Origin of the sequence: Sphingomonas sp. AP4-R1 (assembly GCF_013113735.1) — a bacterium.
Taxonomy (GTDB): domain Bacteria; phylum Pseudomonadota; class Alphaproteobacteria; order Sphingomonadales; family Sphingomonadaceae; genus Sphingomonas_I.
The window spans coordinates 4,848,393-4,874,085 of sequence record NZ_CP053346.1 but is presented as its reverse complement, the minus strand read 5'-3'; the positions used below and the strand labels follow the sequence as shown (position 1 = coordinate 4,874,085).

The following is a 25,693-nucleotide window of genomic DNA, read 5'->3' as shown; positions in this document are numbered from 1 at the left end:
GTTGGCGGAAGAAGCTGACCGACAATTTTCGACCAAAATACGTCGTTCGCTGATCGAGCGTTGATCGGCAGCTTCCCCTAGAGGCTGCCATTCGCTTTGCCCGAACTTGTCTGGCGGCAACTCGCCGTAAACGTGTTAGTGCGGAAGGCGAGCGCGCGCCTCTGGCGGATAGAGGATCCGCAGCTATTATGAAGCGATCAAATACAAACTATCCATGGGCAATCGGGGGCGGTTCGGGAGTGTCGACTGACAACAAGGAGGAGAAGGACTACTTTCTGACCTCCGCATTCTGGCAGAACGGTCAGGCACTTGGCTTTCCGATCCAGTTCGATCTGGTCCTCAAGCATCTCCGACAGGACATGCGCGACGACTGGTATTTCGACTGCCTCCAATACGACGATCTGTTCAACGATTCCGAGGAGGCGAAGCGGATCATCGTCGCAATGCTCCAGGAGTGGAACGGCGTATACGCGGGAACCCGCAGCGTAGTTCGTAACATCCCCAAAAAGGGCTTTGGCGAACGGTATGGACTGGAAACCGATTTCTTCGACCGGTTTGTCTACCAGTCGATCTGCACCTTTCTGATACCATACTATGACAAGCTGCTCGGTCATCGGGTGCTCAGCTACCGATACGAGCCCAATCCCCAGAACAGGAAGTATCTCTTCAAAAACAAGATCAATCGCTGGTTCACATTCGAAGGCGTTACGCTGACCTTCGTCCGCTCTGGCAAGTTCCTGCTGGTCACCGACCTCAGCAACTTCTTCGAGAATATCGCGCGCGAGCAGATCGTCGCAGGGCTCGAGAAAGTGATTCCGGAAATCGACGCGACCGGACCGGAGAAGCTGCAGATCAGGAATGCAATCGCAACCCTCGACAGGCTTCTCGAACGGTGGACGTTCAGCGGAAGCCATGGCCTGCCACAGAACCGGGACGCTTCATCGTTCCTTTCCAACATGCTCCTTGCCAGCGTCGATAGAGCGATGGCGGCAAAGGGGTATGACTATTACCGCTACGTCGACGACATCCGGGTCATCGCCGATAGCGAGGTCCATGCCCGACGTGCTCTGCAGGACCTCATCCGCCTCCTCCGGACGGTGGGACTAAACATCAACGCGAACAAAACGGCGATCCTGTCCCCCGAGACGTCGCAGGAGGACCTGACCGAATTCTTCCCGTCGCAGGACAGCACGACGACCGCGATCAACCAGATGTGGCAGTCGCGGAGTCGGCGGATCGTCACGCGGTCCGTAACCTACATCTTCGAAATCCTTACCAAGTGCATCGAAGCCGGAGAAACGCAGTCTCGCTCTTTCAGGTTCGCGGTCAACCGTGTCGCCCAGATTGTGGAATCCGGTCTGTTCGACGTTAGTGACGCCCTCTCTACCTCGCTCCTCGATACACTCTCGGCGTCACTCTCGGACCATGCCGTAACGACCGATCAATACTGCCGGCTCATATCAATCCTGGATCGCGGCGGGAGGTGCTTGCCCGCACTGGAGGCGTTCCTGCTGGCCGAAGACGGTGCCATCCACGATTGGCAGAACTACAACATCTGGCTGCTTCTCGGCATGCGCAAGCACCGATCTGACGGCCTCGTCGCTCTTGCCGACCGCAAACTTCAGGAGGACATGAAGTCAGGGGAGGCGGCAGCCATACTTATCTGGCTGCGATGTGTCGGCGAGAAGGGCCTGATCGAGAGAAGCATAGGTGGCTTCGAAGGCCTTCCGTATCAGAACGCCCGGTATCTGCTCATTTCGTCTGCAGTGCTGGACGACGACAAGCTGCGTCCGCTCTATGGAAAGGTGCCGACAGCACTGAAAGCGACTAGGGACCGGGCGGGCCGTTACGACGACGAGGAGGGGCTTCCCTTCGCTGTCCGCGAGCGACCAGACATCCTGAACCTTGTGGACGAGATCAGCGAATATGATTGATTTCGTTTCCAAGCTACTCATCTTTATCAAAGATTTCACCGGCAGAGGTGCCGACTGCTTCTATTGGTTCGTCCATGATCGGCTCGTGGCGACGAACCCTGTCGAGATCGTCGCCTATCCCGGTCCGGTGGTCTGTCACGACTTCTGGATGATCCGCGATCTGCTTTACGATACGACCGGCGATCTTCCAGCAGTCGTGCTGGACATTGACGAATTGCGGATCTCGATCAGCGGCAATCCCGACGACCGGCTCAATCGCGAGAAGATCGACATAAGCGCCCATCTCGGCCCCTGCGGAGCATCTGAGGAGGTTTGCTCAGCGTACAAAAGAATGTTCAATCGGGGTATCCCGTTCGATGCCGAAATCGCCACGAAGGCGGCGGGAGCGATCGCAAGGCTCTACCTGACACTCTGCGCCCAGGCCGCCGCGAAGGGCGAAACGGAGCGCTTTTTCAGCGTTGAAATGCCCGTCTACCGCCTGCTCCAGAAGGCAATGTCTGCGGGAGTAACGATTAAAGCGGCGGATCTGTCGGCCAAGCGCCGCGAGGCTGAGCACGACTACTTTTACTGTCTGAAAAACTATTCGGCCAAGCACGACATGCCGCTCGAGACCCCGTCACGGACATCAATCGAACGGAAACTTCACGCCTTGGGGTTCGAGTTTGAAGGCGTTTCCACGAGATACGTCCTGGAGTTTGTGCCCCATTCCGAAGATTTCGGAGGCGATACCCTCGCCCTTGAGGAGTTCGACGCCGCCAAGCGCGTGCTCTCCTCCTTGACCTTGGCTGGCGGGCGCACGCGCCCTATCGTGGACGTCTTCGGGTCTCGCACGTCGCGCATACTCTTGCGCAACCCGCCGCTCCAGAGCATGTCCAAGAAGTATCGCCCTATCATCTGCGCTCGCGAAGGCGCGGAGCTGAGCTACGTTGACTTCGATCAGTTCGAAGTGGGGATCATGGCTGCCCTCTCGGGCGATCAGCAACTCGCCACGCTGTACGCGGCTGGGGACATGTACGAACTGTTCGCGGGGAGCCATCTCGGGCTCACAGGCAACCGGAAGGCCGCCAAGCAGCTCTTCCTGTCATACGCCTATGGGATGAGCCGTAAGGCACTGGTGGATGCCGCCGTCGAACTGGGGGCCGAGCGCGATAAGGCTAAGGACGCCTTTCGGGTCTTCGCCCGATACGAGGAATGGAAAAAGGAGGTTTGCGCGGAGTTCCAGCGCACGGGACGGATCGCTACCGAGATGGGCAATCACTACGCCCGGAGCAACTCGGGCGCACTCACGGGCAAGGAGCGGCGTTCCGCGGTCAGCCAGGTCATTCAGGGCACTGGATCGCTGATCTTCAAAAAGGCGCTCCTCGAAATGGAGAGCCTGAAGGACGTCACCATTCTGCTTCCAATGCACGACGCGCTGTTGTTCGAGCACCGTCTCTCCGATACCCCATCAAAGGTGATCGCCGCGTTCGAGCGCGTGATGACGGAAACCTTGGGAAACCGGATCGCTGGAAAGGCGTCGGTCGGGGACTTCGCACCGGCTTGAGCACATGCTTCGATCAACGCCGATGCATGGCGGCCCTTCCGGAGTATCGGCCGGTGCTTTGAGAAACTCGACCGCCATCCATGCTGGATAAGGGAGCTAACATCATGACCGATCCGACGATGGAGGCGCTCGCCGCCCAGCTCGAGGCGAGCGGTGACTACCGGGTACTTCGCCGGCTAAAGGTGCCCCCCGCCGGCTTCGTGCCGATGCCACACATGAAGCGGGCCGTGTTCCTTGATGTCGAGACCACGGGACTGGATCCAAACGAGGACGAGATCATCGAACTCGCGATGGTGCCCTTCTGGTATGAGGACTCGGGCCGCATAGCCGGGGTTGAGATCGGAGGATCCGCCCTCCGCCAGCCACAGAAGCTGATCTCCGCCGATGTGACACGGCTGACCGGCATCACGCCTGATATGGTGGCGGGCAAGGCGATCGACTTCACGGCGGCCGCCCAGTTCGCTGGAGAAAGCCTTATCGTCGCGCACAATGCAGGGTTCGATCGGCGCTTCGTCGAGCGGTTCTGTCCACAGCTGGTGAACAACCGGTGGGCCTGCTCCTTCTCTGAGATTCCTTGGGCGGCCCATGGTTTTGAGAGCGCTAAGCTCAGCATGATCGGACTGGCACACGGTTTCTACTACGATGGTCACCGCGCGGTGAACGACTGCTACGCAGGCATCGAAATATTGAGCCGCGGCGTCCCGGTGGGAGGGCCGGAAAGCGCGATGAAGGTGCTTTTGTCATCGGCCAACTCGCGAAGCTGGCGGTGTTGGGCCGATGGAGCGCCATTCGAGAAGAAGGATCTGCTCAAGGCCCGTGGCTATCGGTGGGCCGATGGCAGCGACGGTAGGCCCAAGGCTTGGTGGATCGATCTCGACGAAGCGGGCTTCCACCCGGAGATGGCCTATCTGCGAAGCGACATCTATGGCTGGTCCGCCCAAATCCGCATTTGCGAGCTGAACGCGTTGAACCGGTACAGCGATCGCCTGAATATAATAACCTACGCCATACCGGCAGGCTAAGTCCTCCGGGCTGGTCGGCAGATATGGGGCAGCAGGTCGCGCCAGACTTGCGGCGGCACCGGCAAGCGATGTGCACGGCAAGCGGTCAGCACGATCGGCCAATGGCTGAGCTTCACCGCCGTGAGCTGGTCGTAATGCTTGTTGGTGTTCGCCTCGGCGAGAATGAAATCGAGCGCGTCGCGCGTGCCCTCGGTCACTGGAATGCCGGCTAGCGCCGCCCCGTGGCTGTCGCGGTTGAGATAGAGATTGTCCTCGCTGTCCTCGTCGGGAAGCCAAGTCTGGAACGTGCAATGTGCAAGGGCGTCCTCGCTGAACTTTGCGATCTCGTCGAACAGCATCTGCTCGCCTCTCGCCGCCGCCCAAATTGCCAGCAGCGGATAGAGGATGCTGCCCTCGGTAGAGGCGGTGCGATACGCGTCGCTGCGCTCCGACGGATGGTCGACTAGGTCCCAATAGGAGCTGCTGGTAATCGGGTAGCGGCCATGCGCTTTGAACGCGAACATCGAGTGCTTTGCGAGTTCCTCGGCCCATTGATCGATCGCGCCGTGCGCGCCGGGACGGCAGGCGAGCAGCGTGAAGGCGAGACCAATGTCGATCGCTTGCCAGTCTCCAATCGGCGAGAGTAACGCGCGATTGTTGCTGACGATCGCCATCATCGCCTCGATCAGCCGGTCGATCTTGTTGACGGTCGCTCGGGTGGTGTCGCTGATGAGGGCCGGGAGCGTGTTGAGATAGTCGTTGGTGAAAACGACGGGGCCGCTCGCCGGCGACAATTGCCAGGCCAGCCACAGCCCGCGCAGTGCCAGCCGGCCGATGAGATCGAACAGCTTGAGGTTGATGTCGAGCGCGGCGTGGCTTTCGACCACGGTCGAGATCGCGTGACGGGTCTCGGCCGCCGGCAGGATTTTATCTTCGAACAGCGCGTCCCAGATTAGGAAATGGAGCTCGGCCAGTTCGTTGAGGACGAGGCTGGCGGCCTCGCCTGCTCTCGAAGTCCTGGCGATGTCGGTCTTCAGCAGCTGCCATACCTCGAGCAACGCCAGTTCGCTGGCCCGGTACGGCGCTTCGACATTCTCGGCTTCGCGCGCCCAGACAAACACTATCCACAGACAGATGTTGATAAGCCGCGCCTGGCTGAGCCGGGCTGCGGGCGTCGTGCCGGGCTGGTCGGCGAGTGCGCGTAGCAGTTTCTGGAAATGGTCGAGCGCGATGTCGGGCTCCTCGACCATCGCCACGGCCTTGCGCAAATGACTGCGTTGCGGTGCTGGCAGCAGTTCCTCGCGCAAGATGCCGTCGAGAATAACCTGCGCCAGCCGATCACCGTTCCATTCCTCGAAGCTGATCTTGGGCGTGGTGTTGCGGGTCATATAACCCGTCACCTCGGCGCGGACCTGCTCGTCGATCGCACCACCGAAGGTCAGGCAGATCGCGATCGGGAGGCTCGCATACTCGGGCGGGATGCGGCTCGCGATATAATGATCAAGAATCTCATCCAGCGACGGTCTGAGACTTTGCGGGCTCGCCGTATTCCATTCGTTGCGGTCAAGGTCGCCCGACTTGACCGAGAACAGATGCACGCGCCTGATGCCATCCTGGCCGGGGCCGACCGCGGCGACATCGACGCCATATTGGCGCGTGCCACGCGCCGGCCGCGAGTAGACCGTGAATCCCAGTTCGGTCAGTAGGTCGGGCAGAACCGCATCCAGTTCGTCGCGCTCCTTTAGCGACGCAAGATATTCCCGAATGACGAGTTTCATGACGCGGCTTTCATCGCGCGAAACACGCGCAGCATATAGTCGAGATCGAACGGCTCGAGAATGTCGAGGCGCGGCGATTCGATGCTGTGGCTGAAGCTGTGCATCTTCATCTCGCTGCGCTGCTGCTTGCCGCCCGTTCCTTTGAAATAGCTGATCGAGCGCGTGCCGTAGAGCAGCACCTGCCGCGTCGCGAGCGACGCGAGAATCGAGGTTTTCTTCGATGCCTTATAGACTTGGCGCATCGACTCATGCTGGCGGTGGTTCTCGATCAGCCGTTCGCGCTCGGACGGGCGCAACTCCTTGATCCGGCCGGGCGCGCGCAGCCCCTCGATATAGGCCTCGAGTCGCGTGACGAGATCGTTAAGGATGGCTTGCGACGGATGATCCGGAGCCTTGGCCTGTTCGGCGATCCACTCGCCGACCGACCCCGAGAAGTTGATCAGCAGCGGATCGAACAGCAGTTCGGCGATCGTGCGCTGCGCAGTGTCGCCGGCGCCGTCGAGCAGGCCGACCACCAGGGACGTGGCAGTGACCGGATGGACGAACAGCCAGCCGATCGCCCGGTGGGCAAGCAGCAGCCGCTCGGGGTCGTCGAGGCTGGCGGCTGCGGAGCGAGGATCGAGGATGAGCGGCGCATCGCCATGATGGTCGCCGACCAGCGCCATAGTAGCGCGGCCAAGATTGGGGTCGCACGCCAGCAGCCAGATGACGATGGTTTGAGCGAGTTCGTCGGGCGGTAACTGTAGCAGATGATAGCTTAGGCTGCCGAGCGGCTCGAGGGAGGTCAGCTCCTCATGCTGTGAGAGCAACGGCGTGATCAGCGCCAGCGCTTCATCGAGGCGGTTCTTGTCGGCGAGTTTGCCCGCTGCCGCGCCAATGTCGCGGATCGTGCCGCGATTGCCGATCGGAACACGGTGCATGATCGCGGTCAGGGGCTTTACGATTGCCGGCGGTAGCTCGTCGGCATGGAACATCAGTTCGAGCGATAGCTGGTGGATCGCATGGTCGCCGGTGCGTTCGATATTGGCGTCGATCAGCGCCGCGGCCTTTGTGTGAGTGTCGGGGTGAGCTTTAGCGATTTCGCAGATCGCCGCGAGGATATGGCCGAGGCTGTTGTCGTCGGCGCTCGCTGCATGGGCGGCGAGCGCGTCGGTAGCGCGGGTACGGCGGTCGGGATCGGTTAGATCGAAGGTGCCGATCGCCTTGGCCGCGGCCGACCGCGCCGGACCGGCATTGCTGCCGACATAGAGGATCGCGCGGTCGAGCGCCGTATCGGGCTCGGTCTTGGCCAGCGCCTGCAACGCCAGGAAGACATAGGCGCTATCGTCACCGTCCTCGGGGTTGATTGTCTCGAACGTGTCGCGAGCACGGCTGCCCTGTTCGGCCCAGGTCCGATAGCCGCCATTGGCCATGCCAGCGGCGACATCCTCGCCGGCGCGCGTCGACAGGGCTTTGACGGCGGCGAGCATGTCCGGGACGCTGGCGTCGAGCGCCGGGATCAGCTCGCTATAGACGTGCATCACCGTGAAGAAGTCGTGCTGGTTGATCGGTGATGTCGCCATTTGCCGCGCGGGTTCCAGCACATCGATCGTGCCGTCATTGTGAAGTTTGGTCAGGGTCGCGCGGAAAGCCTTGCCGAGCTCGTCGGTGCGGTGACGGCGCAGCCGTTCGACAAACAGCTCGGGCAGCGTGCCCGCATTCGCTGCTGCGATGAGGTCTTCCCGGTCGCTCAATCGTCCCCCATCGGCGGACGCTTGGGTCGGTCCGCAGTCTTTATATAGGCGAAGGCTGGTGTGGGTTCATCCATTGGACGGCAGATCTGCTCGCGACCCAGTCGACGCCAGAGAAATTCACCTGAGCAATCATCCAGTATCAGGCAGTGCTCAAACTACCTCGAATGTCTAGGTTTGACAAAAGCCGTCGTTGAACACGTCGCAACAGAATGACCGGAAAGTCCCACTTTTTGCCATCTCGATCATCGTCGGCAGCCCGTCGAACCCCGGGCGAGCCCAAGATTAGTAAATGTCTGAAGTTGAGAAGCGGGCAGGGCAACCTGAACGTTTGGTTGTGGGTCGGAACTGGGATGCCCAACACACCTTGTTGCCGTCGGCCGTCCCCTGATCGATATGGAGGCGCATTTCGAAGCTAGGCGAGCGGCCTAGCCGTTGTCGTCACTGTCAGGGCGAACGCCAATATTCGACATTGCGGCGCCCAGCTCCTGCGCGAACCCGATCAGGGCATACCGGAGCACGCGCTCCAGACCCACAAAGGTCGGTGCCCGGTAAAGGATCCGCGCCAACTCCCTGTCATCTTCGACAACCGGTTCGCCACTTTGCACCTCGCCTCTGTCGCTTCTGGCCGCGATCCAGCTCCCGAACGGTCGGCCAGTGTGAACGGATTTGCTGCGAAGATCATAGGCAGCCGCCAGGCGCTGGGTGAAATTATCTGACCGGAAGGCCGAAAAACCATCAATTGCCTCGGTTCGATCGAAGAAACCTGGATCAATGTAAGAGGCGACAGCCGAGACGAACCTCCGCTTTATTCCGCGAAGTTTTCCTCTTAGCTGCGAGGCCAATGCCGCTCCGCCATCCATTTCTCGTTCGATCCGCGCGAGAGCCGCGCGGGTTTGTTCATCGATGTGTTCCTCCTCGACGAAGGGCTTGTGGTTAGCGATGATCTCGCCGGCAGTGATCAGATGGAGATACGCGACTTCAGGATCATCCTCGATCGCCTGGAGTGCCCGCTGATAGAAACGGGCGGCGGCCATGAACGCCGATCGTGCTGCAGCGTCGGGATGATCGCCCAAGAAGAGGGGCTGCATCCGACGAGCCTCCGAGACTTCCAGAGGAACGGGGTAGTCTGCCCGTACCTTCGGACCGATGTGAGGGAGCGACGGATTGTTGGGAATCGAGAAGGCCGAAAGATCAGGAACACCGAAACTACCCGACATCTCGATAGGCCCGTGCGTATCGAAGCGCTTACCAAATAGCACACTGAGCACAGCGCCTACGATTTGGCCCGCAGGTTCATAGTTCGGGACGACGAAGCCCGGCAGCTTCGGAGATCGCACCGTTCTGAACGACAGCACGAACGCCGTGCGCGACAGAGGCGTATCCTCGCGAAACCAGTCCCTTCGGCCCGAATGGAATGGCGGCCACGCATGCGTGATCAGCAAATTCGGCGAAGAGAATTCGCCGGTGAAGCGCGCGACCGCCGAGATCAGGATCTTCTGTATGGACTCGTTTGGCCTCAGGTCGGAGCCGTCTGTACCCTCGGGGATATCCTGATGCTCGTCGTCCAGATCCGTACCTGCCATCCGCGATGGCTAGAAGCAAACGCACCAGTTCGCCATCGCTGTTGCAGCGCTGGCATCCTTTGACGATCATCTTTTCGCGGAATGGGCGACGCGAGACACAAGGAGCCTCGAATTGTGGACCGAAGCCGCGCATGCCAAGGCGCATGCACGTTGGCGGCGATGGCGCCATACGCGGCCGCCTCGCGGTCTTGATATTTGGAGTTGAAAGGTGGCACCTAGGCCAACCTAGCTTCAAGTGAGCCGACGTTCAAAAAGGATGAGATCGATGGCGCTAGGTCCTGCGCACCGTTTTCAGAGCTTCATCACAACGTCTGCATCGGCCACACCCGTGCTCCCCGCCATGCACACATGTTTTGGGCGAAGCTTCATCCGAATCATGGAGAGCGGCACGATCGCGGCCGGGCGTCTGGACCCAATCGTTGGAAAAGAGGCATCGTTCTTTTTCTACGGAAAACCAAGTTACAGACCGAAAAGCGATGGCAGGTCGAGCAACTCGATATGGTCTGCGCTTTACACGTTCATTCTTGACTATAACAAGCTTCCCTGCCCATCCAGTATGCTCCCGTTTGATTCCGGCGGATATGATCTTTTCTACAAAGATATCTGTGAGAATGCAGATATCGACGAGTACTATCTCCCCGACGGCAAAGATTCCCCGTCTCAGGTCGTGAGCGCGTTCTTCGGTGACAACTCCGCTTATTACGAGATGGCGATACGAAGCGATTTGTCCAACAGGATATCAAAGCTAGATTTCCATAGTGACAGCTTGAAACAGATTTGCAGCCCCAACAACAAGACCACCTACGATCAACGTGCGGCATCGATCGAATTGCATTTCATCGATCCGATCACGTTGCGCCCAGATAACGTCCTCGCGATCGTGGGGCCATCGACGGCGTTGGAAGAGCCCGAAATCGTAGCGTTTGCTGGGAAGCTAGACGCCGAACGTGTGCCATACGAATTGGATCACGATCACGTCGATGCACGACAAAGGCAGATTCGAGACGCCACACGCGCGTGGCTCAAGACGGAAAAATACCTCGTATGAGCCAGAATTTTTATAGACTCACTGGCGCGTTGCATCCAGCGGCGATCGGAGACGGATTTGTTATTCCGTTGTTCGAGTCCGATGACGATCGTGACGAGGCGGCCTACGTTCAGCGATGCCAACGAGATGTAATCACCGGGTTCGATGAGATTGAGCTCGACGAAGATGACGTTGTCATCAACACCAATAGCCAACGTCACATGGCTATCGGCGATCGCCCGCTTTCAGCATTCAAATCTCGTTCGCTCGGACTACTGATCGGCAACGTCTTTTATCTCCGGACCGCTCTCGAGAGCATCCGCACAGACTATACGGAAGGATCGAGCGTCCGAAAGCTCGTCGAAGCATTTCTCGCCGATCAGCCGGACGAATTAAGCGACGTAGCCAGCATACTGGGCAAGAGCGCGTCGACTTCGGCGGTGGAGCAGACGGTCGTCGCACCTGCAGTCGTCGAGAGCCAGTTATCGTTGTCGATACTGAAAGAGCGCAGAGCGACCTTCGTGACCGAGCCCTTGGAGCGCGGTTTTGGCCTCACTCTCGGGAACGCCCTTCGACGCGTGCTTCTGTCTGCGATCAACGGATGGGCAATAACGGCGATACGTATTGATGGCGTACTGCATGAATTCTCAAGCCTTGCGGGCGTTCGAGAGGATGTGACCGATCTTGTTTTGAACATTAAGCAAATCGCGATCAAAGCAGACGGCGATGAAGAGCGCCACTTCAGACTTGACGTGATGGGTCCGTGCGTCGTGACGGCCGCCGACATTATGGCTGGAGCAGGCGTAGAGATTCTCAATCCAGAGCTCGCACTCTGCCACCTTGATGCCAATGCTACGCTTGGCATTGAGTTCTGGGCTTCCGGCGGCAAGGGATATTTGCCTGCCGCATCAAACCGACCGCCGGACGCCCCAGTCGGCCTCATTCCAATAGACGCGCTTTTTTCGCCAGTCCGACAAGTCGCATACAAAGTCGAGAATACGCGACGCGGAAGCGAGCTCGATTATGACAGGTTGACGCTCACGGTCGAAACCGACGGTTCTCTCACGCCGGGCGAGGCGCTAGCGGAATCTGCCGGAATTCTGCGAAATCACCTCGATCTGTACGAAAGCGCAGCAAAGGTCGGCGTGGAACAAACGGCGATTCAGCAGCCTGCCCCGTCACTGAAATGGTTAAGAGCCTCGGTAGATACATTGCCAGCGGATGATCCTGACCATGTGAGCATGTCGCTCAATCGCTTCCTTCTCAAAAAAATCGATGAGTTGGAGCTTTCAGTTCGTACTGCAACCTGTCTCAGGCACGATAATATCCTCTTCATTGGCGATCTCGTTCAAAAGACTGAAGCGGAGATGCTCCGGATGCCGAATTTTGGACGAAAATCTCTCAATGAGATCAAAGAGGTGCTATCGTCCATGGGCTTGCGGCTCGGCACGGAGAATCCTGGGTGGCCACCTGAGAATATTGCGGAAATGACTGAGAAACTCGCAATGGAGTTTTGATCGCTTTCGCATGACAAATCTGGCGTTGTGGAAGCTGCAAATGGACAGTGTCGCAAGTGTTTGAACCAGCACTCCAGTGAAGGTGAGGCGGGACGTACCGCCCCGCCGCAGACAGTGTCAGCGGTTTGTCAAAGCAGCTTCGCATTGGACTGACAGCACCCGTAGACATATCGCTCATCTTCATCAGGCTTGGCCCGCCAGCTTTCGTCGGCGCGCTACCCGATCTAGACGGTTGAGGAGGTTGGGGACCTGAGCTCGATCGCCAGCTAAGCGGCGCGAGACTTCATGGTCGACGATTGCAGCGGGCAGCGCGGCACCGCTTCGCTACCTACATGAACGAACGGCGGGTTCCGGGAAGCCGCGAGCAGTGGCTGAATGTCGGATTGTGGGTCTTGGCCGCTACGAAGCTGCCAGCCGGAATTTGCATTTAACACCGATTGCCTGCGTTCTCAGCGATACGAACGTCGAGGTGGTCCGATCTCATCTACGGGCTTTGTGCGCGGCGTCCAACGTTTCCTGCCGGGTGGGAGAGCCAGTCGATCAACTCCATGCTTCATGCTTTCGCGCATGGCGTCTAGCTCCCCGTCGTTGAGGGGGTGAGGCGGCGTGCCATCGCTCATGAGTCATCCTTGTAGGGGGCGGACGGCATGGGACCGTTATGGAGTTAACAATTGCGATAGGTGTAAGTTGCAAGGTCAGGCGGATCGAGGTTTGCGCGTCGGCCAACTATTTCTCGCCACGCCGTGCCGTTCCATTCTAGATGTAGAAATCCCCGAGACTGCCGTAGCATCGATATGACCTGACGTCCGCGCGTGGCAAACAACTCGGGTCGCTCACAGTCCGGCGTTGGATCGGCCTAAAAAGTTCTATCGTGTAAGGCAGGGGCCTTACTTTTCCTCATCGCGACACTATATGGGGGTTATCGACGGCATTTCGCAGTAAGCGCCGGCGGCAGAGAGACTCGATGGCGCTCCCGCTTACAGGTCGGGATGCAGTTATGGCTCTCAATTTCCTCCTCCACAGGCACCAGGTTTCGTTGATGCGGGAAGCGCAGGGCGCCAGCCCGGAAGCGCGTGCGTCGCATCGCGGTTTGGCGGCAGGCTATGCTCGAAGGATCGGCGAACTCAGCGCCAGTTCGGGTGCACCTTTCGCCGTTTATGGTGTGGCCGACGCGATCATCGCAAACGCTGGGCATCCGCTTGATCCCAGCGAAACTCCCGATCGCGGAATGGCTGATTGATGGCCAAAGCTCAAAAACGGGGCACGAAAGAGGCGCGTAAGCCAAAGAAGGAAGCGCCTCCGAAGCCCAGTCAAGCGAAGCCATCGATGAAGGGCCAACCTGAACCAGCGTCCGGTTTCAAACAACGGCTCAGCACTGTTGGATATCTGGAAATGGGTCAGTTGCGGTAGTGGCGGCTTCCGACCAGCTCGCGACATTCCTGGCCGGTTCTTGAAAGCCCGCTCGCTTCGGAACCGCTCATTCGTTTGGACCGAGCAGACGGAGGCCTGTGCGCTTCGCATCCAGCCGTTTAAGATACGGGCTCTTGGCGCCGAACAGTGTCGTTCACGCTTTGGCGTCGAACACCAACTGTGTTCCCACATAGGGCCGGATAACCTTAGAAGGCATTAGCCGAGTGGCCTCCGCGATGAACACCTCACCGGTACAGTGCATTGGGACGATGTAGGTCGGGTCCAGCTTGACGAACTCGGCGGCCGTCCGGCGCGCATCCTCGTCGGTGCGAGGTTTTACCAGATGAAAGCCACCGACGACGGCATGGATCTTGTCGACGCCCGATAAGGCCTGAGCGCGGCGAACGGCGTTGAGTACGCCCCGGTGGCTACAACAGGAGACCACCACCAGGCCTAGGCCCCTGACGGCATAGCATGTGGCCAGCTCGTGCTCGCCATCGTCGGGCGTCTGACCGCCGCGCTTCTCCGGTGACAGCTTGGCTGCATCGCAACCGACACCAGCCCGCATCACCGTGGGTATCGCGGCGCGCTCGAATGACGTCAGCGGGATGATGCCGGTCGTGAAGGCCTGGTCGGCAACCACCACCGGCTCGGGGGCGATGCGCACCTGTAATCCTGAGCGGGCCAACTCTCCGCGATCCAAGGCACCCATGATCGAGGGCGGCGAGCCGGTCATGGCCAGCCGCTCGCAGAACGCTTCTTCTTCGCCCACATAGAGCGGAAGGTGGCGGTCCTTGGCGGTGCGCCCTGCGAAAAGCCCGTCGAAACCACCGTAATGGTCGAGGTGGCCATGGCTCAGCACCGCCGCGTCGAACTGGTCGGGATCTATGCGAAGAAGGTTCAGGTTGTTGGCCAAGGTGTTTGGACTGTAGCCGAAATCCACCAGTATCCGGCGGGTCTGATCACCGACCTGAGAGGTGCCCAGAATGGAGAGGCCAAACTCGGCGAGAAGCGCCTGGCGCGGCATACGAGCAGCGCGGGGCGTGGTGTCGCGCTTCACCGTCAAGCCCGGCAATGTCTGATTTGCGAGGAACGGGCCGAAAGTGGCGTTGTCGACCAGCACTTGCAGAGTCAGCCGATCGACCACGGGCGACTTGAACCGTGACTGAGCCTGGACTGGCGTGACTGTCCCTCCCAATAGGCTGGCCAGCATGCCCACGATCAGTGCGCGGCGGTCGGAGGCGAAATCGGGCTTCGAAGTCATCACGTGTCTCCGGCCCAAGGCTAGCCGACACTCTTTCACGAAGCTGCGGCTCAGACCAGCAAAGTCGCTTTACCGGATCCTGCCCGAGCGAAATTGCGCTTGCAAACCCCTATCATCATGCAAATGGTGAGGCGCCTCTGTCCTTCTGCGTCCATAGCGATGGACTTTTCGACGGGGAAAATTGTCTATGTCCCGAGTCCTCATCTTAACGGCTAGGTGTCATGAGATCGAAGATCTTTCTTGCCTCATGGCTCCTGGTTGTGCTCCCAGTAGGCCCGGCGTCGGCACAGATGGCCGGGCATGACCATGTCGCGATGGAGCGACTTGGCAACGTCAGCTTCGAAACCTCGTGCAACGCGGGAGCGCAGCTGCGCTTCAATCGCGCCGTGGCGCTCATGCATTCCTTCCAATTTGGTCCGGCGATCGACGGCTATCGCGCCGCGCTTGCGGCTGACTCCAGTTGCGCCATCGCTTATTGGGGAATCGCGCTGAGCAGCTGGAGCAACCCGTTTGCCGGATTCAAGTCGTCGTTACAGCTGAAAGAAGGCCTCGAAGCGGTCCAGGTCGGCCGCGCCGTTAAGGCCAAGACCTCGCGCGAACGCGCCTATATCGAGGCGGTCGCGCACCTCTACACCGAGACTGCGATCTTGGACCAGGACGCTCGAACCGTCGCTTACGAACGCGCGATGGAGCGTCTGGCCGCCGACTATCCCAAGGACGCCGAAGCCAGGATCTTTTACGCCCTGGCGCTCGCAGCGGCCGCCGATCCCGCCGACAAGACCTACGCCAAGCAACTGAAGGCCGGCGCAATCCTTGAAGGCCTGTTTGCCAAATATCCCGACCATCCTGGCCTGGCTCACTACATCATCCACGCCTATGACGAGCCGGCCTTGGCGTCACGCGCCGCCGGGGCGGCCAAGCGCTACGGCGCGATCGCACCCTCGACGCCCCACGCCCTGCACATGCCCTCCCACACCTTCACACGGATCGGCGACTGGCAGGCCTCGATCGACACCAACCTGGCTTCGGCGACCTCGGCGCGGGCTGCCGGACAACCAGCCGACGAACTGCACGCCAGCGACTACATGATCTACGCATACCTACAGACTGGACAGGACAAGGCTGCCGGGCAGCTTGCCGAAGCCTCCGTCCAAGTGTTTTCGCGCTTCGATCCCACCAAAGCCAACGGCGCCGCGCCGGCCTCGGCCGCCTACTACGCTCACGCCGCGATCCCGGCGCGCTACGCGCTCGAGCGCCGGGACTGGGCAAGCGCGGTCAAGCTCGAGCCGACGCCGAGCCGGTTTCCCTACGCAGAATCGATCACCTACTTCGCTCGGGGCTTGGGCGCGGCGCACTTGAAAGACGCGGCTGCCGCGCGGACGGCGATCTCATCGCTGGACCAGATCCACGATAAGCTCGCCCAGCAGGGCGAGGACTATTGGGCAGGACAGACGGATATTCAGCGGCGGGAAGTTGCGGCAACCCTTTCCCTAGAAGAAGGTCATATCGCCGAAGCACTGACGGGCATGCGCCAGGCTGCCGACCTTGAGGACAAGACGCAGTTGGCGTCTGTAACGCCCGGACCGTTGGCGCCGGCCCGGGAGATGCTGGCCGAGATGCTATTAGAGGATAACCAGCCGGTAGAAGCGCTGGCGGCGTTCGAAGCGTCGCTTGTTCAGGAGCCCAATCGGTTCTGGTCGCTGTACGGTGCCGCCGAGGCGGCCAAGCGAGCCGGCAACAGCCAGAGCGCCAGGACCTACTTCCAGAAGCTGCTGGCTATGTCACCGCGCCCTGACCACCCAGAACGGCCGCAGTTGGCAGAGGCTCGCCAGCAAGCAACGCCGTGAAGACGTGTCTCCAATGACGGCCGGACGATCCCCCAGCTGGGCCTCGGCGTCTATCAGACCCCGCCCGCCGAAACCGAGACGATCGTGCGCGCCGCGCTGGATGCGGGCTATCGCTACGTCGACACCGCCATGTTCTATCGCAACGAGGAGGGCGTGGGCGCGGCCGTGCGCGATTGCCCGGATTGGGTGTAGTTCGGACATCCCGCTCTGCCCCTTAAAAACCCTGCTTGACCGGGAGAGACGACAATTACGCTGCCTTGCCTCAGACCGCCGTCACCGCTGCCAGTCGGCAGTCGATCATCTGTTGCCGTCTGAGAACCTTGGAGATATCGCTCCGCGAAGCCCCATCATGCGGCGGCCCATGCCGACCGCGAAGACGACCATGCTTCTGGCAACGGCATCTCAAAAACTCCTTGCGCCGGGCGCGATTAGACGACAGCGCCGCAAGAATCTTGCCAAGCGAGAGCTGTTTTTAATCGCCGGGAATAAACTTGCGGCCGCCGATCTCATATCCGACGTGGCCCCATTTACTCACTATTTGCGCCTTCCAAGTGCCTTGCTGTTGTTTCCGGACTTCTGCGCCGGCGCGCGGTCACGCCGTTGTGCGTCGCTTCAAGATGAACGGTCCTCAAATCTCGGAGAAACGACATTCTTGCCTCGCTTCGGCGCGCCGCTGCTGCCATGGTCGCACTGGCTCCGATCCATTTGTTTGAGCCGAAGTGATGGCCTGCTGGTCCGAGCGGCAATGCAGTCGGCCTTTCGTCGCGTGGGGTGCGGTTTGGCGGAACGTGCAAAGCGATTCGAAGCGATCATGCTTCCGCACATGGGAGCCGCTTATTCTCTGGCACGCTTCCTGACGCGTGATGCTGTCGCGGCCGACGACGTCGTTCAGGAAGCTTTCCTCAATGCCTATCGCGGTTTTGACGGATGGCGGGGCAGTGCGTCCAAGGCATGGCTGCTCGCAATCGTTCGCAACTGCGTATTCGCCAGGTCTCGCGATCCGGGCTTCGCGGTTCCGGTCGAGGAGGCCGAGCTCGTCGCCGATCAAGACCCCACGCCAGAAGAATGGCTGATCGGCCGTTACGAAGCGGCAGCCCTTCAGAGGGAGATCGAAGAGCTTCCTCCGGTTTTTCGGGAGGTTCTGGTCCTCCGCGAGCTGGAAGAGCTGTCCTATAAGGAAATCGCTACCATCGTTGATGTACCTATCGGCACGATCATGTCGCGTCTCGCCCGTGCGCGGCAGATGCTAGGAGCCAGACTTTCGGTGCTGTCGTCCGTCTCCGGAGATCGCACATGAGCGGTTGTCCGGACAAAAGCCTTTTGGTCCACGGGCTCGCCGATGGCGAGATCGATGCCGCTCACGCGCTCGCGATCGAGGCGCATCTGAGGCAGTGCGGCGCGTGCCGCGCCGAATATGAGCATATTCTGGCGCTTCGCACGGCGCTGAGAGCCGAGCCATTATCCTATCCGGTGCCGGGAGCCCTGAAGGGCAGCATCTTAGCTATGATGGAGGAGGTCGATTTTCATTCGGAAGGCGCCCCAACCAACGTCGTAGCCCTTCGACCAAGGAATGCAGGTTTCGCGCGTCATGTGCTGAGCTGGCGCTGGGCGTCCGGCGTTGCGACCGGACTTGCCGCAGGCCTTGCGCTGATGATTGCGATCCCTCGCGCGCCGACGGTCCAACAAGGAAACGATTTGGTTGCGGCGCACACCCGTTCGCTTTTGGCCGATCATCTGATCGACGTCGCAACCTCCGACAAACACGTCGTGAAACCCTGGTTCAACGGCAAGATCGATTTCGCTCCACCCGTGCCCGACCTCGTAAAGGACGGTTTTCCGCTGGCGGGCGGACGCGTCGACCTGATTGAGAGCCGCGAGGTTGCGGCTCTTATCTATCACCGCCGTCTTCACGTCATCAACGTGTTCGTCCGGCCTGTTACCTCGAGTGGATCGCGTGCCGCTGGGGACGAAACCAGAGACGGATACAACATCCTCCGGTGGACGGCCGGCGATCTTGAGTTCACGGCCATCTCAGATCTCAACGGGAAAGAGCTGCGTGAGTTCGAACAGCTTTTTGTGAAGGCAGCTGCCGGCTGATCGACCGGCTCGGGAAGCGCTAGCTGGCAGTCTCTTCAGGCGCTGTCGCTGCTGCGGTATCGACGCCGCTAGGCATCACTTTTTCGTCTCTCTCATCGTGCAAAAGTCGCGAACGCGCAGCTTCGTCTGGTGATGATCAGTCCCCGGATTTCCGGCAGGGCAGACTCCACGATAGTAGAGCTTCTGCCATTTGTCGGCAGGGTCGCGGGGCGGTGCCTCGCGCATTCGCTTATGGAAAGCATCTCGAGAGCGACTCCACTGCTCAAATGCCGCGTGGAGTTCGGGAGCATCCCCGATGTCGTGGAAGCTCGGTACCGTCTCTTCGATCATCTTACGCTCGACCGGAAAAAAGAAGGCGATGGCCTCGTCCGGCTCGAAGCGGATCCAATGGCCGGCGCGCGTGAACTGCCAGTTCATCGTGAAGCTGTACGGCGACCAGTCGGTCTCGATGATGCCTGAAAGCGGAGCTATGCCGTCTTTCGCCGCATTGGGCGCCCCTCCAACCCACAGATTCCATCCGGGCTCGGTCCTGAACAGTCCGGGGATATGAAAGGTGAGCACGCCTTCGCCGAACAGGGAGACGGGCGCCTCGACTACGGACCGTGTCGAGTCATCAAACTTTATCTCGACATCCGAAACGGCACAGCCTCCGTTCCATCGCGCCGAGAAACCAAACGGATTGGCGATCTCCCAGCCGTGGCTGTTGGCGATCGACAACGGCAGACAGCGATAGGCGAACGATTCCGGTGTCTCGTCCATCCATGCCCGGCGGCGGGGGGCGGGACGGATGCGTGGCTCCCACCCCGGATAAAGGAAGCATTCGAGCTTCATCGGGATCGCTCCTTAAAAGGCGACACGGAGCCCAAGCGATCCGCCGTGATCGGTCCATTGATTGGCGATCTGTCCGCGATATCGGGCATAGACGGTCCAGATACCCTTGTGCGCGGTCAGACCGGCGCCCAACTGAACGCTATCCTTGCTCAAGCCGGCCCGATTGCCATCGAAGTTGGTGCCATCCTGCGCAACGAGCAGCACGTTTGGCCCCGTAGCGGCAGCGCTGTGTCGGTAGCCGATCAGCAGGTCCGGCACCCATTCCATCCCGCCAGCGCCCGCAAGCACGCGGGACAGTCCCAAGGCGGCGAAGGGTGAGACGAACGTCCGGCTTTGAATCCTGCCGGTGATGGCGAAGGCGCGCGGTGCCTGCCCGCCCTCGGCGAAGGAGCTCGCTGTCAGGCGCGAGACCATAACGCCCGCCGACGGCGTAATGGTGGTTCCGGCAAAGTCGAACGCTGTCGACGCCTGGACCGCGCCGGTGAGATCGGTGAGGCCATAGTGGGTGGATGCCTGTCCGATGCCCGTTTCGCGGCGGTTCCGCTGCCACGCATGGGAATAATTGGCGACGGCCGATAGACCGATCCGGCCGATCGTCTGAGAAGCGTAAAGGCCGATGCGAGCGACGTCGCCGGAACCGTGGCCGCCGGTGCTGTCATTCAACCACGTGCGGTCATAGCCGCCCGCGATACCGATACGTCCACCCGCGCCAACGGCAAGGTCGGCGCCCATCTGCATCCCGGCAGCGCTCGCGCGGAATTGGGCGCGCGTAACGGTCTTATCCGCCCCCAGCGTGTTGCCGGTCAGCTCGATCCAGGCGCGAGCCCGCTGATCGCCAGACGACGCGAAATTGTAGAAGCCGTTGCCGCCGCCGTCAGCCTGAATGCGGCCAAGAAGATCCGCTGTCCGGCTCTCGCTGATCTGTGCGAACGCAGACGCCTGCGTGCTGAACATGCGAGCGCCTAGCGGCGATACGACTGCGGGCGTCGGAGTAGGCGTTGGTGTCGGCGTGGGCGTTGGGGTGGGAGTTGGTGTTGGGGTCGGAGTCGGAGTCGGAGTGGGCGTCGGGGTCGGAGTGGGCGTCGGGGTCGGAGTGGGCGTTGGTGTCGGGGTGGGCGTTGGGGCTGGCGTCGGCGTCGGAGTGGGCGTCGGAGTGGGTGTCGGCGTTTGTGCTGCGATCGTCAGCGATGCCGCAGTAGCCGAATAGTCGACCGAGGCTCCGGACGGCGCGGTGGTGCCGGCCGCGTTGCTGACAGTGGCGTAAGTGCCCGAAAGCGCAGTCGAGGTCAGAAACGCACGCGTCCCCGCGACGTAGGTGCCCGGAGCCCAGGCCAGCACGAGATTGCCGGCGATCGAGGCTGTCCCGAGCACGTTGACGCGGTCGATAGCGCTTGGCGAAACGCCGATGATCATCGAGCCGCTCGCGGTTTGAGCATAGTTCCCGCTTACGGTCGCCAGCTTGCCCGCCAAGGCTCCGTTCGAGATGTCGAACGTGCCAGCATTCGTCAGGATCAGTCCAAGCTGATTACCGGTGATGTCCGCCCCGCCGATCGTGGGATTCACGCCGTCGGCGATGCGCAGGCGCGAATTGGCGTCGATATTGATCTGGCTAGCCCTGTCGACCGCCGTACGCAGATCACCGGTGAGCGTCATCGCCGCACCATTCACCAAGTCGATCCGGTTCCAGCCTCCGACGGCGCCGTAGCCGAGCGAGACCCCGCGTGTCGCATCGTCGGAAAACGTGCCGCCGCGCAGTGTTACATTATCGAGGACCAGGATGTCATGACTGCTCTGGCCCCGCAGATGCGTCGTGCCGGCAAGGTTGGCGCCGCTAGACACCCTGAGCTGGTTGCCCGCGACAGTGTCGCTGGTCGTGTCGCTCGTATAGCGCAGCTCGACCCCACCGACGATCGCGCCGCCACTCCACGTGACGTTCGAGGCGCCAAGGGCGAGATCGGCGGTGGTGACGTTGATGTCGCCGGTGACCGTGCCGCTGGTCAGGTTGATCACGCTGTTCGGGCCGCGGATCTCGACGGCGGACTGTCCGCTCGTGGCGGTGATCGACCCTGTGTTCGCAAGCGTCGTTGTCGCGGCTGAGAAAATACTCTGCGTGATCGAGCCGGCACTGGTCAGGGTGAAGCTGCCGGCCGGCGTGAGCGAGCGGTTGACGAGGACCTGTCCATCGACGGTGCCGCCGGCATCGACGGTGAGCGAGCCATTCTGGCCGGCGCTGACCTCCGCCCGGATGCCGACCGGGGCGTTGCCCGGTCCATCGCCTGCGGCACGGCCGACGGCCGTGCCGGCGATCGTGATCGAAGCCGGGCCTACGCTTCGAATTGCAGTGCCCGCGTCCACCGTCGCTCCGGAGGCCACGACGATCGTGGACGGTGTGGAGCCGGTGGCATTGATGCCAAACGTCTGGCCGCTCCCGTCCGTGACGTTGGCATTGGCGGTGATCGCGAAGGAGCCCTGCGTCGGAGCGGGAGAGGATGCGTTTGGCGCGACGACCACGACGCCGTTATCTGCGAACGAGGCTGACGCTGTAGCGCTGCGAGTGACCGGACCGTCGAGAGTGATGGTCACAGCCCCACCGTCATTCGTCGCTAGAATGGCGCGAACAGCCGAGGTGATGCTGCCGGTATTGGTCACGTGGATGCTGGTCGGGCCGGCGGCGGTTGCATCATTGGTATTGTTGCGGGTGAAAACGGCGATCGAGTTTTCGTCCGTGCCCGTGCCCGGCGGATGGCTCGTCGTGACCGCACCCGAGATGGTAACGGCGATGGCGCCGGTTGTCGCCGACGTCTCGACAGCACGGCTTTCGCCCGAGACGTCGTGGACATTCACCGTGGCGGTGCCGCTTGTGACCGAGGTTCTGACGACGTCATCGCCATGCCCGATCAGGCTGCCGGTCGATATGACGTTGACGTTGCCGCTGCCATGGGTCGTTGCCCAGATGGCGCGATAGTCCGCTGTTACGTCGGACGTGCTGACCGTCACCGAGCCGGTGGATGTGTAGGAGTCGATCCGCCCGTAGACGGTATTGATCCGTCCATATGTGCCGGTGGCATGGGTCTGCGTCACCGCACCGCTGACCGTAATCGCGATATTGCTGGCCGGGCCTTCCGCCTGGGCAGACACGACGCTGCTCAGGCCGGTCACGGTATTGGCGTTGATCGTGATATTGCCCGCCCGGTTATAGGCGTTGATGCCAAGACCAGTGCGGCCGGTCACGGCGCCGCTCGTCGTCAGATTGATATCGCCGGTGTTGGTGGTGAAGTTGATGCCGTTCGACTGGCCCGTGATCGTCGACTGGTTTGTGTCGATGAAGCTGCCGGCACCCTGTATCTGGAGTCCGGCGCCGCTGCTCGTATCGACCGAAAAGGCCGGCCCCGTATTTGCGATGTTCCGAGTGGCGTCGAAGGTCAGCGCCTGTGTGGTCGTGGCCGCGCCGGAGCACAGATAGGTCGTTCCGTCCGGCTGGGGTGCGCAATTGCTCGCCTGAGCGAACGCCCGGCCATAGCCGCCAAAGAACACTGCCATCGCCGACGCGCCGGCCGTCAACTGCCCGCGCAAAATCCTGCTGCCGTTGGTCATGATTCCCCCCTCGCAAAGCGTAAGCGACTAAGTGCTGGTGTTGGTGGATGGGCCTTCGCCGATCGTGATCAGGTTGAAGGCATCGGCCGAGCTCGGACTGACCGCCATCGGGCAAAGATGACCGGCCATCACAGCTACGTCGTAAAGTTCGATCACATCGCCATCGATCCGGAACCAGTCGACGCAGGTGCCGGTGTCGAGGTCGATGACCTGCAGCCCGCACCACGAATCGGAATCCGCCTCGGCAAGGCGACGATCGAGCGGCAGGCCGTCAAAGCGTTCGTGGCGAGGCTTCGACAGGGCCACGAAAGCCAGATTGTCGTGGAACGCGAGGCCACGGACAAATCCCGGGCAGAAGACGGCCGGCTCGAAGAGGCCGTTGTCGCCGACCCGCCCGAGCTCCCCGGTGCCCGAGTTTAGCAGCCACAGCCTGCCGCGGTGGACGCGCGGCGAATGCGGCATGGACAGGCCACTGCACACGATTTCGCCGCTTCTGACATCGATCGCGACGCCACCTCCGTCGCGCCGATCGCGCCAGCCGTCGATCGTGTCCGATCTGCTTGCCGCGGTGACAAAGGCGGGACGGCCGGCCTCCATGGCCAAGCCGTTAAGATGGCAACGATCCTCGTTCACCAACGCTGAAATGAACCGTGGCCGCCACACCGGCGTGAAGCTGTGCACCGGCGATAGCGTCGCTAAGCAATTGAAGGCTGTGTTGACGAAGATCACCTGTCCGTCCGCGTCGACAGCCACGTCATGCGCGTCCAGACCACCAGTCAGCCAGGTCTCGCGCGGCATGTAGCAGGCATCAAAAATATGATCGATGCGCTCGGACGGGTTCAGAACATTCCGATAGCGGGTGATGGTGTTGGCGCCGACCAGCACAAATCCGTTCATTCCGTCGATGGTGATGCCCATCGGCTTGCCGACCGCCGACTGATGAAGTTGAGGTCCATGACCCGCCTGGGAGCCAAGCATGTTGAGCATGCCCGACTGGTAAGAGGTGAAGGCGAGGGAGATTTCGAGGCCGGCGAGCCGCCCAGGCAAACCCGGTGAAAAGGAATGTTTGGTGGTGATAGCGCCTGTCTCGGCGATATCCTCGTCCGCCGCCGCCGAGGGCGTGTCGGCGCTTAAAAGCAAAGGACGTCTTCCTGGTTTGCGTGAGGACAGAGGCCGGGGCCGATCACGCGCGCCGTGTCAAACCTGAACACGCCCAAGCCATGTTCACCGCCAAGCAGCACCATGACCGTCGGCCGAGTTTCTGAAAACACCCTCATCGTGTGACGCCTCGATCCCCACTCAGTGGTGAGATCGAAGGCGCGTCGGTTTTATTCCCGCTGCTTGGAATTTTTCGTAATCTCGCTGCCGCCGCGCTTCTGGAGAGGCCGGGAGCACCAGCGCCTGCCGGTCACGAGGATCGGCATAGCCCTCCGTTTCACATGTGCCGACGGCAAGGTTCGTTCACGCGGAACCGGCCTTCCGCCGGGCTCGCCAGACTAATTTGTTCGCCGTGGGATATTCACGCTGCGCGAACCCTACTGTCTGTCGATCACAGTTGCGAGATCGCTCGCCTGTGATGGTCGGTAACGGCCGCTTTCCACCGACTTCGAGGCATCGAGAAGGCTGTTACGGGTCGTCGAACGTAGCCGTGAGATCGACATGAACCATTGAGGTGTCGGCTCTGATCGTCTTTGAGCTACTGCTAGTTTAGTCGCATTTGTGGGCGTGTTTGAGGGAGAACGCTCTTTGCTGGTGCGTCAGTAAACGTGAAGAATGGATCGCTCATCCAGTCTTTGGCGAGACGACACCCCGACCGAACCAGCCAAATTGTCGGCAATCCAAAAAGCCAGATTGGCACGGTTTTGGTGTGCATGGCGCCTCGATCGCGCTATCCTCTGCTAAATCATTGCTTCGTTCGTGCGCTGATGTGGGGGAACATATGAAGCGTTTGCTACTGGCGGCTGTGGTTGCAACCTTGGTGACAGGATCGGCGCAAGCCACATTCATCACCAAAACACTGCGAGCAACCTATTCGCGTTTCGCGACCGGTCAGGGCCCGATAGCAAGCCCCTATCCCACGATCACGATACAGTTTGAGCTTTCGTTCGATAACTCTGGTCACATCGCGCCAACGACGACGGGATTGACGGTTTTATCGCTGGATTTTCCTGCCGCGAAATCGGTAGAATTTCAGTATTTCATCAATGACGATAATGTATCTATTGGAACAGACCTAGTTGATAATTTCGGATACAATTCCTCAACAGAAGGATCGTTCGGGTTTTTCATTGAAGGAATCTCTTCAAATTCACCCATATTGAATAGCTTAACCTTTTATCAGGGCGCGCAATATACCTCCAACACAGGTAGATTGACTGATCTTACAGCTTCTCCGGAGCCCTCCACATGGGCGATGTTCATCGGAGGCTTTGGTTTTGTCGGGATCGGGATGCGTCGACACCGTCGGATGCGAGCTCGGGCGATCTGACACGCTTCGAACCACAAATAGCCGAGGTCGAGCATGAAGTTGTGTG

The 25,693-nt window shown here is 60.6% G+C and carries 17 protein-coding genes and 1 pseudogene; 11 read left to right on the top strand and 7 right to left on the bottom strand.

The genetic code is table 11. The annotated features are described in order from the left end of the window. The first annotated feature begins 239 nt into the window (after positions 1–239). The 3 genes from HL653_RS22080 (at position 240) to HL653_RS22070 (ending at position 4,499) form a co-directional block, all read left to right on the top strand. Positions 240–1,934: an RNA-directed DNA polymerase gene (locus HL653_RS22080; RefSeq protein WP_253717277.1), complete on the top strand. Its 1,695-nt coding sequence runs from the start codon at positions 240–242 to the stop codon at positions 1,932–1,934. Continuing rightward, the gene (locus tag HL653_RS22075) at positions 1,927–3,477 is read left to right on the top strand and encodes a DNA polymerase (protein WP_171746397.1); all 1,551 of its coding nucleotides are present in this window, start codon (positions 1,927–1,929) and stop codon (positions 3,475–3,477) included. The genes HL653_RS22080 and HL653_RS22075 overlap by 8 nt, the downstream gene beginning before the upstream one ends. 104 nt (positions 3,478–3,581) lie before the next feature. Next, complete coding sequence (locus tag HL653_RS22070; protein ID WP_171746396.1) at positions 3,582–4,499, top strand: 3'-5' exonuclease; 918 nt, start codon at positions 3,582–3,584, stop codon at positions 4,497–4,499. Here HL653_RS22070 and HL653_RS22065 read toward each other — a convergent pair. The 3 genes from HL653_RS22065 to HL653_RS22055 all read right to left on the bottom strand — a co-directional run bounded on the left by HL653_RS22065 (position 4,496) and on the right by HL653_RS22055 (position 9,572). Beyond that, a complete protein-coding gene (locus tag HL653_RS22065) occupies positions 4,496–6,256 on the bottom strand; it encodes a chemotaxis protein (RefSeq protein ID WP_171746395.1) in 1,761 nt (586 codons plus the stop codon). The two genes, HL653_RS22070 and HL653_RS22065, sit on opposite strands and share 4 nt — an antisense overlap. Further along, on the bottom strand, positions 6,253–7,839 hold the full coding sequence (locus tag HL653_RS22060) for a hypothetical protein (RefSeq protein ID WP_171746394.1): 1,587 nt from the start codon (positions 7,837–7,839) through the stop codon (positions 6,253–6,255). Before HL653_RS22060 ends, HL653_RS22065 begins: the two co-directional genes overlap by 4 nt. 575 nt (positions 7,840–8,414) lie before the next feature. Then, a complete protein-coding gene (locus HL653_RS22055) occupies positions 8,415–9,572 on the bottom strand; it encodes a HEPN domain-containing protein (protein WP_171746393.1) in 1,158 nt (385 codons plus the stop codon). 265 nt (positions 9,573–9,837) lie between these two features. Here HL653_RS22055 and HL653_RS22050 point away from each other — a divergent pair, with 265 nt between their 5' ends. The 3 genes and pseudogenes from HL653_RS22050 to HL653_RS22040 all read left to right on the top strand — a co-directional run bounded on the left by HL653_RS22050 (position 9,838) and on the right by HL653_RS22040 (position 13,356). Continuing rightward, positions 9,838–10,620 (top strand): hypothetical protein, encoded by a 783-nt coding sequence (locus tag HL653_RS22050; RefSeq protein WP_171746392.1) that lies wholly within the window; start codon positions 9,838–9,840, stop codon positions 10,618–10,620. A gap of 482 nt (positions 10,621–11,102) precedes the next feature. Then, positions 11,103–12,116 (top strand): annotated as a pseudogene (locus tag HL653_RS22045) (DNA-directed RNA polymerase subunit alpha); the annotation flags it as partial. 997 nt (positions 12,117–13,113) lie between these two features. After that, positions 13,114–13,356, top strand: coding sequence for a hypothetical protein (locus HL653_RS22040; RefSeq protein ID WP_171742676.1), 243 nt, complete (start codon positions 13,114–13,116; stop codon positions 13,354–13,356). Positions 13,357–13,680: 324 nt separating this feature from the next. On the opposite strand, the gene HL653_RS22035 is transcribed toward HL653_RS22040, so the two are convergent. Next, the gene (locus HL653_RS22035) at positions 13,681–14,790 is read right to left on the bottom strand and encodes an MBL fold metallo-hydrolase (protein ID WP_171746391.1); all 1,110 of its coding nucleotides are present in this window, start codon (positions 14,788–14,790) and stop codon (positions 13,681–13,683) included. Positions 14,791–15,080: 290 nt separating this feature from the next. Here HL653_RS22035 and HL653_RS22030 point away from each other — a divergent pair, with 290 nt between their 5' ends. From HL653_RS22030 to HL653_RS22015, 4 genes are all read left to right on the top strand, one after another. Continuing rightward, on the top strand, positions 15,081–16,637 hold the full coding sequence (locus HL653_RS22030) for a hypothetical protein (protein ID WP_171746390.1): 1,557 nt from the start codon (positions 15,081–15,083) through the stop codon (positions 16,635–16,637). A gap of 84 nt (positions 16,638–16,721) precedes the next feature. Beyond that, the gene (locus HL653_RS22025; RefSeq protein WP_253717274.1) at positions 16,722–16,829 is read left to right on the top strand and encodes an aldo/keto reductase; all 108 of its coding nucleotides are present in this window, start codon (positions 16,722–16,724) and stop codon (positions 16,827–16,829) included. A 169-nt stretch (positions 16,830–16,998) separates the two neighbouring features. Beyond that, positions 16,999–17,934: a sigma-70 family RNA polymerase sigma factor gene (locus HL653_RS22020; RefSeq protein ID WP_171746389.1), complete on the top strand. Its 936-nt coding sequence runs from the start codon at positions 16,999–17,001 to the stop codon at positions 17,932–17,934. Then, positions 17,931–18,734: an anti-sigma factor gene (locus HL653_RS22015; protein WP_171746388.1), complete on the top strand. Its 804-nt coding sequence runs from the start codon at positions 17,931–17,933 to the stop codon at positions 18,732–18,734. Before HL653_RS22020 ends, HL653_RS22015 begins: the two co-directional genes overlap by 4 nt. A 75-nt stretch (positions 18,735–18,809) precedes the next feature. On the opposite strand, the gene HL653_RS22010 is transcribed toward HL653_RS22015, so the two are convergent. Genes HL653_RS22010 through HL653_RS22000 form a run of 3 tightly spaced genes read right to left on the bottom strand, consistent with a single transcriptional unit; the run spans position 18,810 to position 24,299 of the window. Then, positions 18,810–19,565 carry a DUF6065 family protein gene (locus HL653_RS22010; protein WP_171746387.1) on the bottom strand — a complete coding sequence of 252 codons (756 nt, stop codon included), beginning with the start codon at positions 19,563–19,565 and terminating at the stop codon, positions 18,810–18,812. 12 nt (positions 19,566–19,577) lie between these two features. After that, on the bottom strand, positions 19,578–23,159 hold the full coding sequence (locus HL653_RS22005; protein WP_171746386.1) for an autotransporter domain-containing protein: 3,582 nt from the start codon (positions 23,157–23,159) through the stop codon (positions 19,578–19,580). A gap of 27 nt (positions 23,160–23,186) precedes the next feature. After that, the gene (locus HL653_RS22000; protein WP_171746385.1) at positions 23,187–24,299 is read right to left on the bottom strand and encodes a TIGR03032 family protein; all 1,113 of its coding nucleotides are present in this window, start codon (positions 24,297–24,299) and stop codon (positions 23,187–23,189) included. Positions 24,300–25,098: 799 nt separating this feature from the next. On the opposite strand from HL653_RS22000, the gene HL653_RS21995 reads away from it, so the two are divergent. Beyond that, complete coding sequence (locus HL653_RS21995) at positions 25,099–25,647, top strand: PEPxxWA-CTERM sorting domain-containing protein (protein WP_171746384.1); 549 nt, start codon at positions 25,099–25,101, stop codon at positions 25,645–25,647. Positions 25,648–25,693: the final 46 nt, after the last annotated feature.

What these genes read in the sequence shown, in the direction of transcription:
- HL653_RS21995 (WP_171746384.1), top strand. Translation starts at nt 25,099, where the DNA reads ATGAAGCGTTTGCTACTGGCGGCTGTGGTTGCAACCTTGGTGACAGGA.
- HL653_RS22055 (WP_171746393.1), bottom strand. Translation starts at nt 9,572, where the DNA reads ATGGCAGGTACGGATCTGGACGACGAGCATCAGGATATCCCCGAGGGT.
- HL653_RS22070 (WP_171746396.1), top strand. Translation starts at nt 3,582, where the DNA reads ATGACCGATCCGACGATGGAGGCGCTCGCCGCCCAGCTCGAGGCGAGC.
- HL653_RS22010 (WP_171746387.1), bottom strand. Translation starts at nt 19,565, where the DNA reads ATGAAGCTCGAATGCTTCCTTTATCCGGGGTGGGAGCCACGCATCCGT.
- HL653_RS22065 (WP_171746395.1), bottom strand. Translation starts at nt 6,256, where the DNA reads ATGAAACTCGTCATTCGGGAATATCTTGCGTCGCTAAAGGAGCGCGAC.
- HL653_RS22050 (WP_171746392.1), top strand. Translation starts at nt 9,838, where the DNA reads ATGGCGCTAGGTCCTGCGCACCGTTTTCAGAGCTTCATCACAACGTCT.
- HL653_RS22030 (WP_171746390.1), top strand. Translation starts at nt 15,081, where the DNA reads ATGGCCGGGCATGACCATGTCGCGATGGAGCGACTTGGCAACGTCAGC.
- HL653_RS22020 (WP_171746389.1), top strand. Translation starts at nt 16,999, where the DNA reads ATGCCGACCGCGAAGACGACCATGCTTCTGGCAACGGCATCTCAAAAA.
- HL653_RS22015 (WP_171746388.1), top strand. Translation starts at nt 17,931, where the DNA reads ATGAGCGGTTGTCCGGACAAAAGCCTTTTGGTCCACGGGCTCGCCGAT.
- HL653_RS22005 (WP_171746386.1), bottom strand. Translation starts at nt 23,159, where the DNA reads ATGACCAACGGCAGCAGGATTTTGCGCGGGCAGTTGACGGCCGGCGCG.
- HL653_RS22040 (WP_171742676.1), top strand. Translation starts at nt 13,114, where the DNA reads ATGGCTCTCAATTTCCTCCTCCACAGGCACCAGGTTTCGTTGATGCGG.
- HL653_RS22075 (WP_171746397.1), top strand. Translation starts at nt 1,927, where the DNA reads ATGATTGATTTCGTTTCCAAGCTACTCATCTTTATCAAAGATTTCACC.
- HL653_RS22035 (WP_171746391.1), bottom strand. Translation starts at nt 14,790, where the DNA reads ATGACTTCGAAGCCCGATTTCGCCTCCGACCGCCGCGCACTGATCGTG.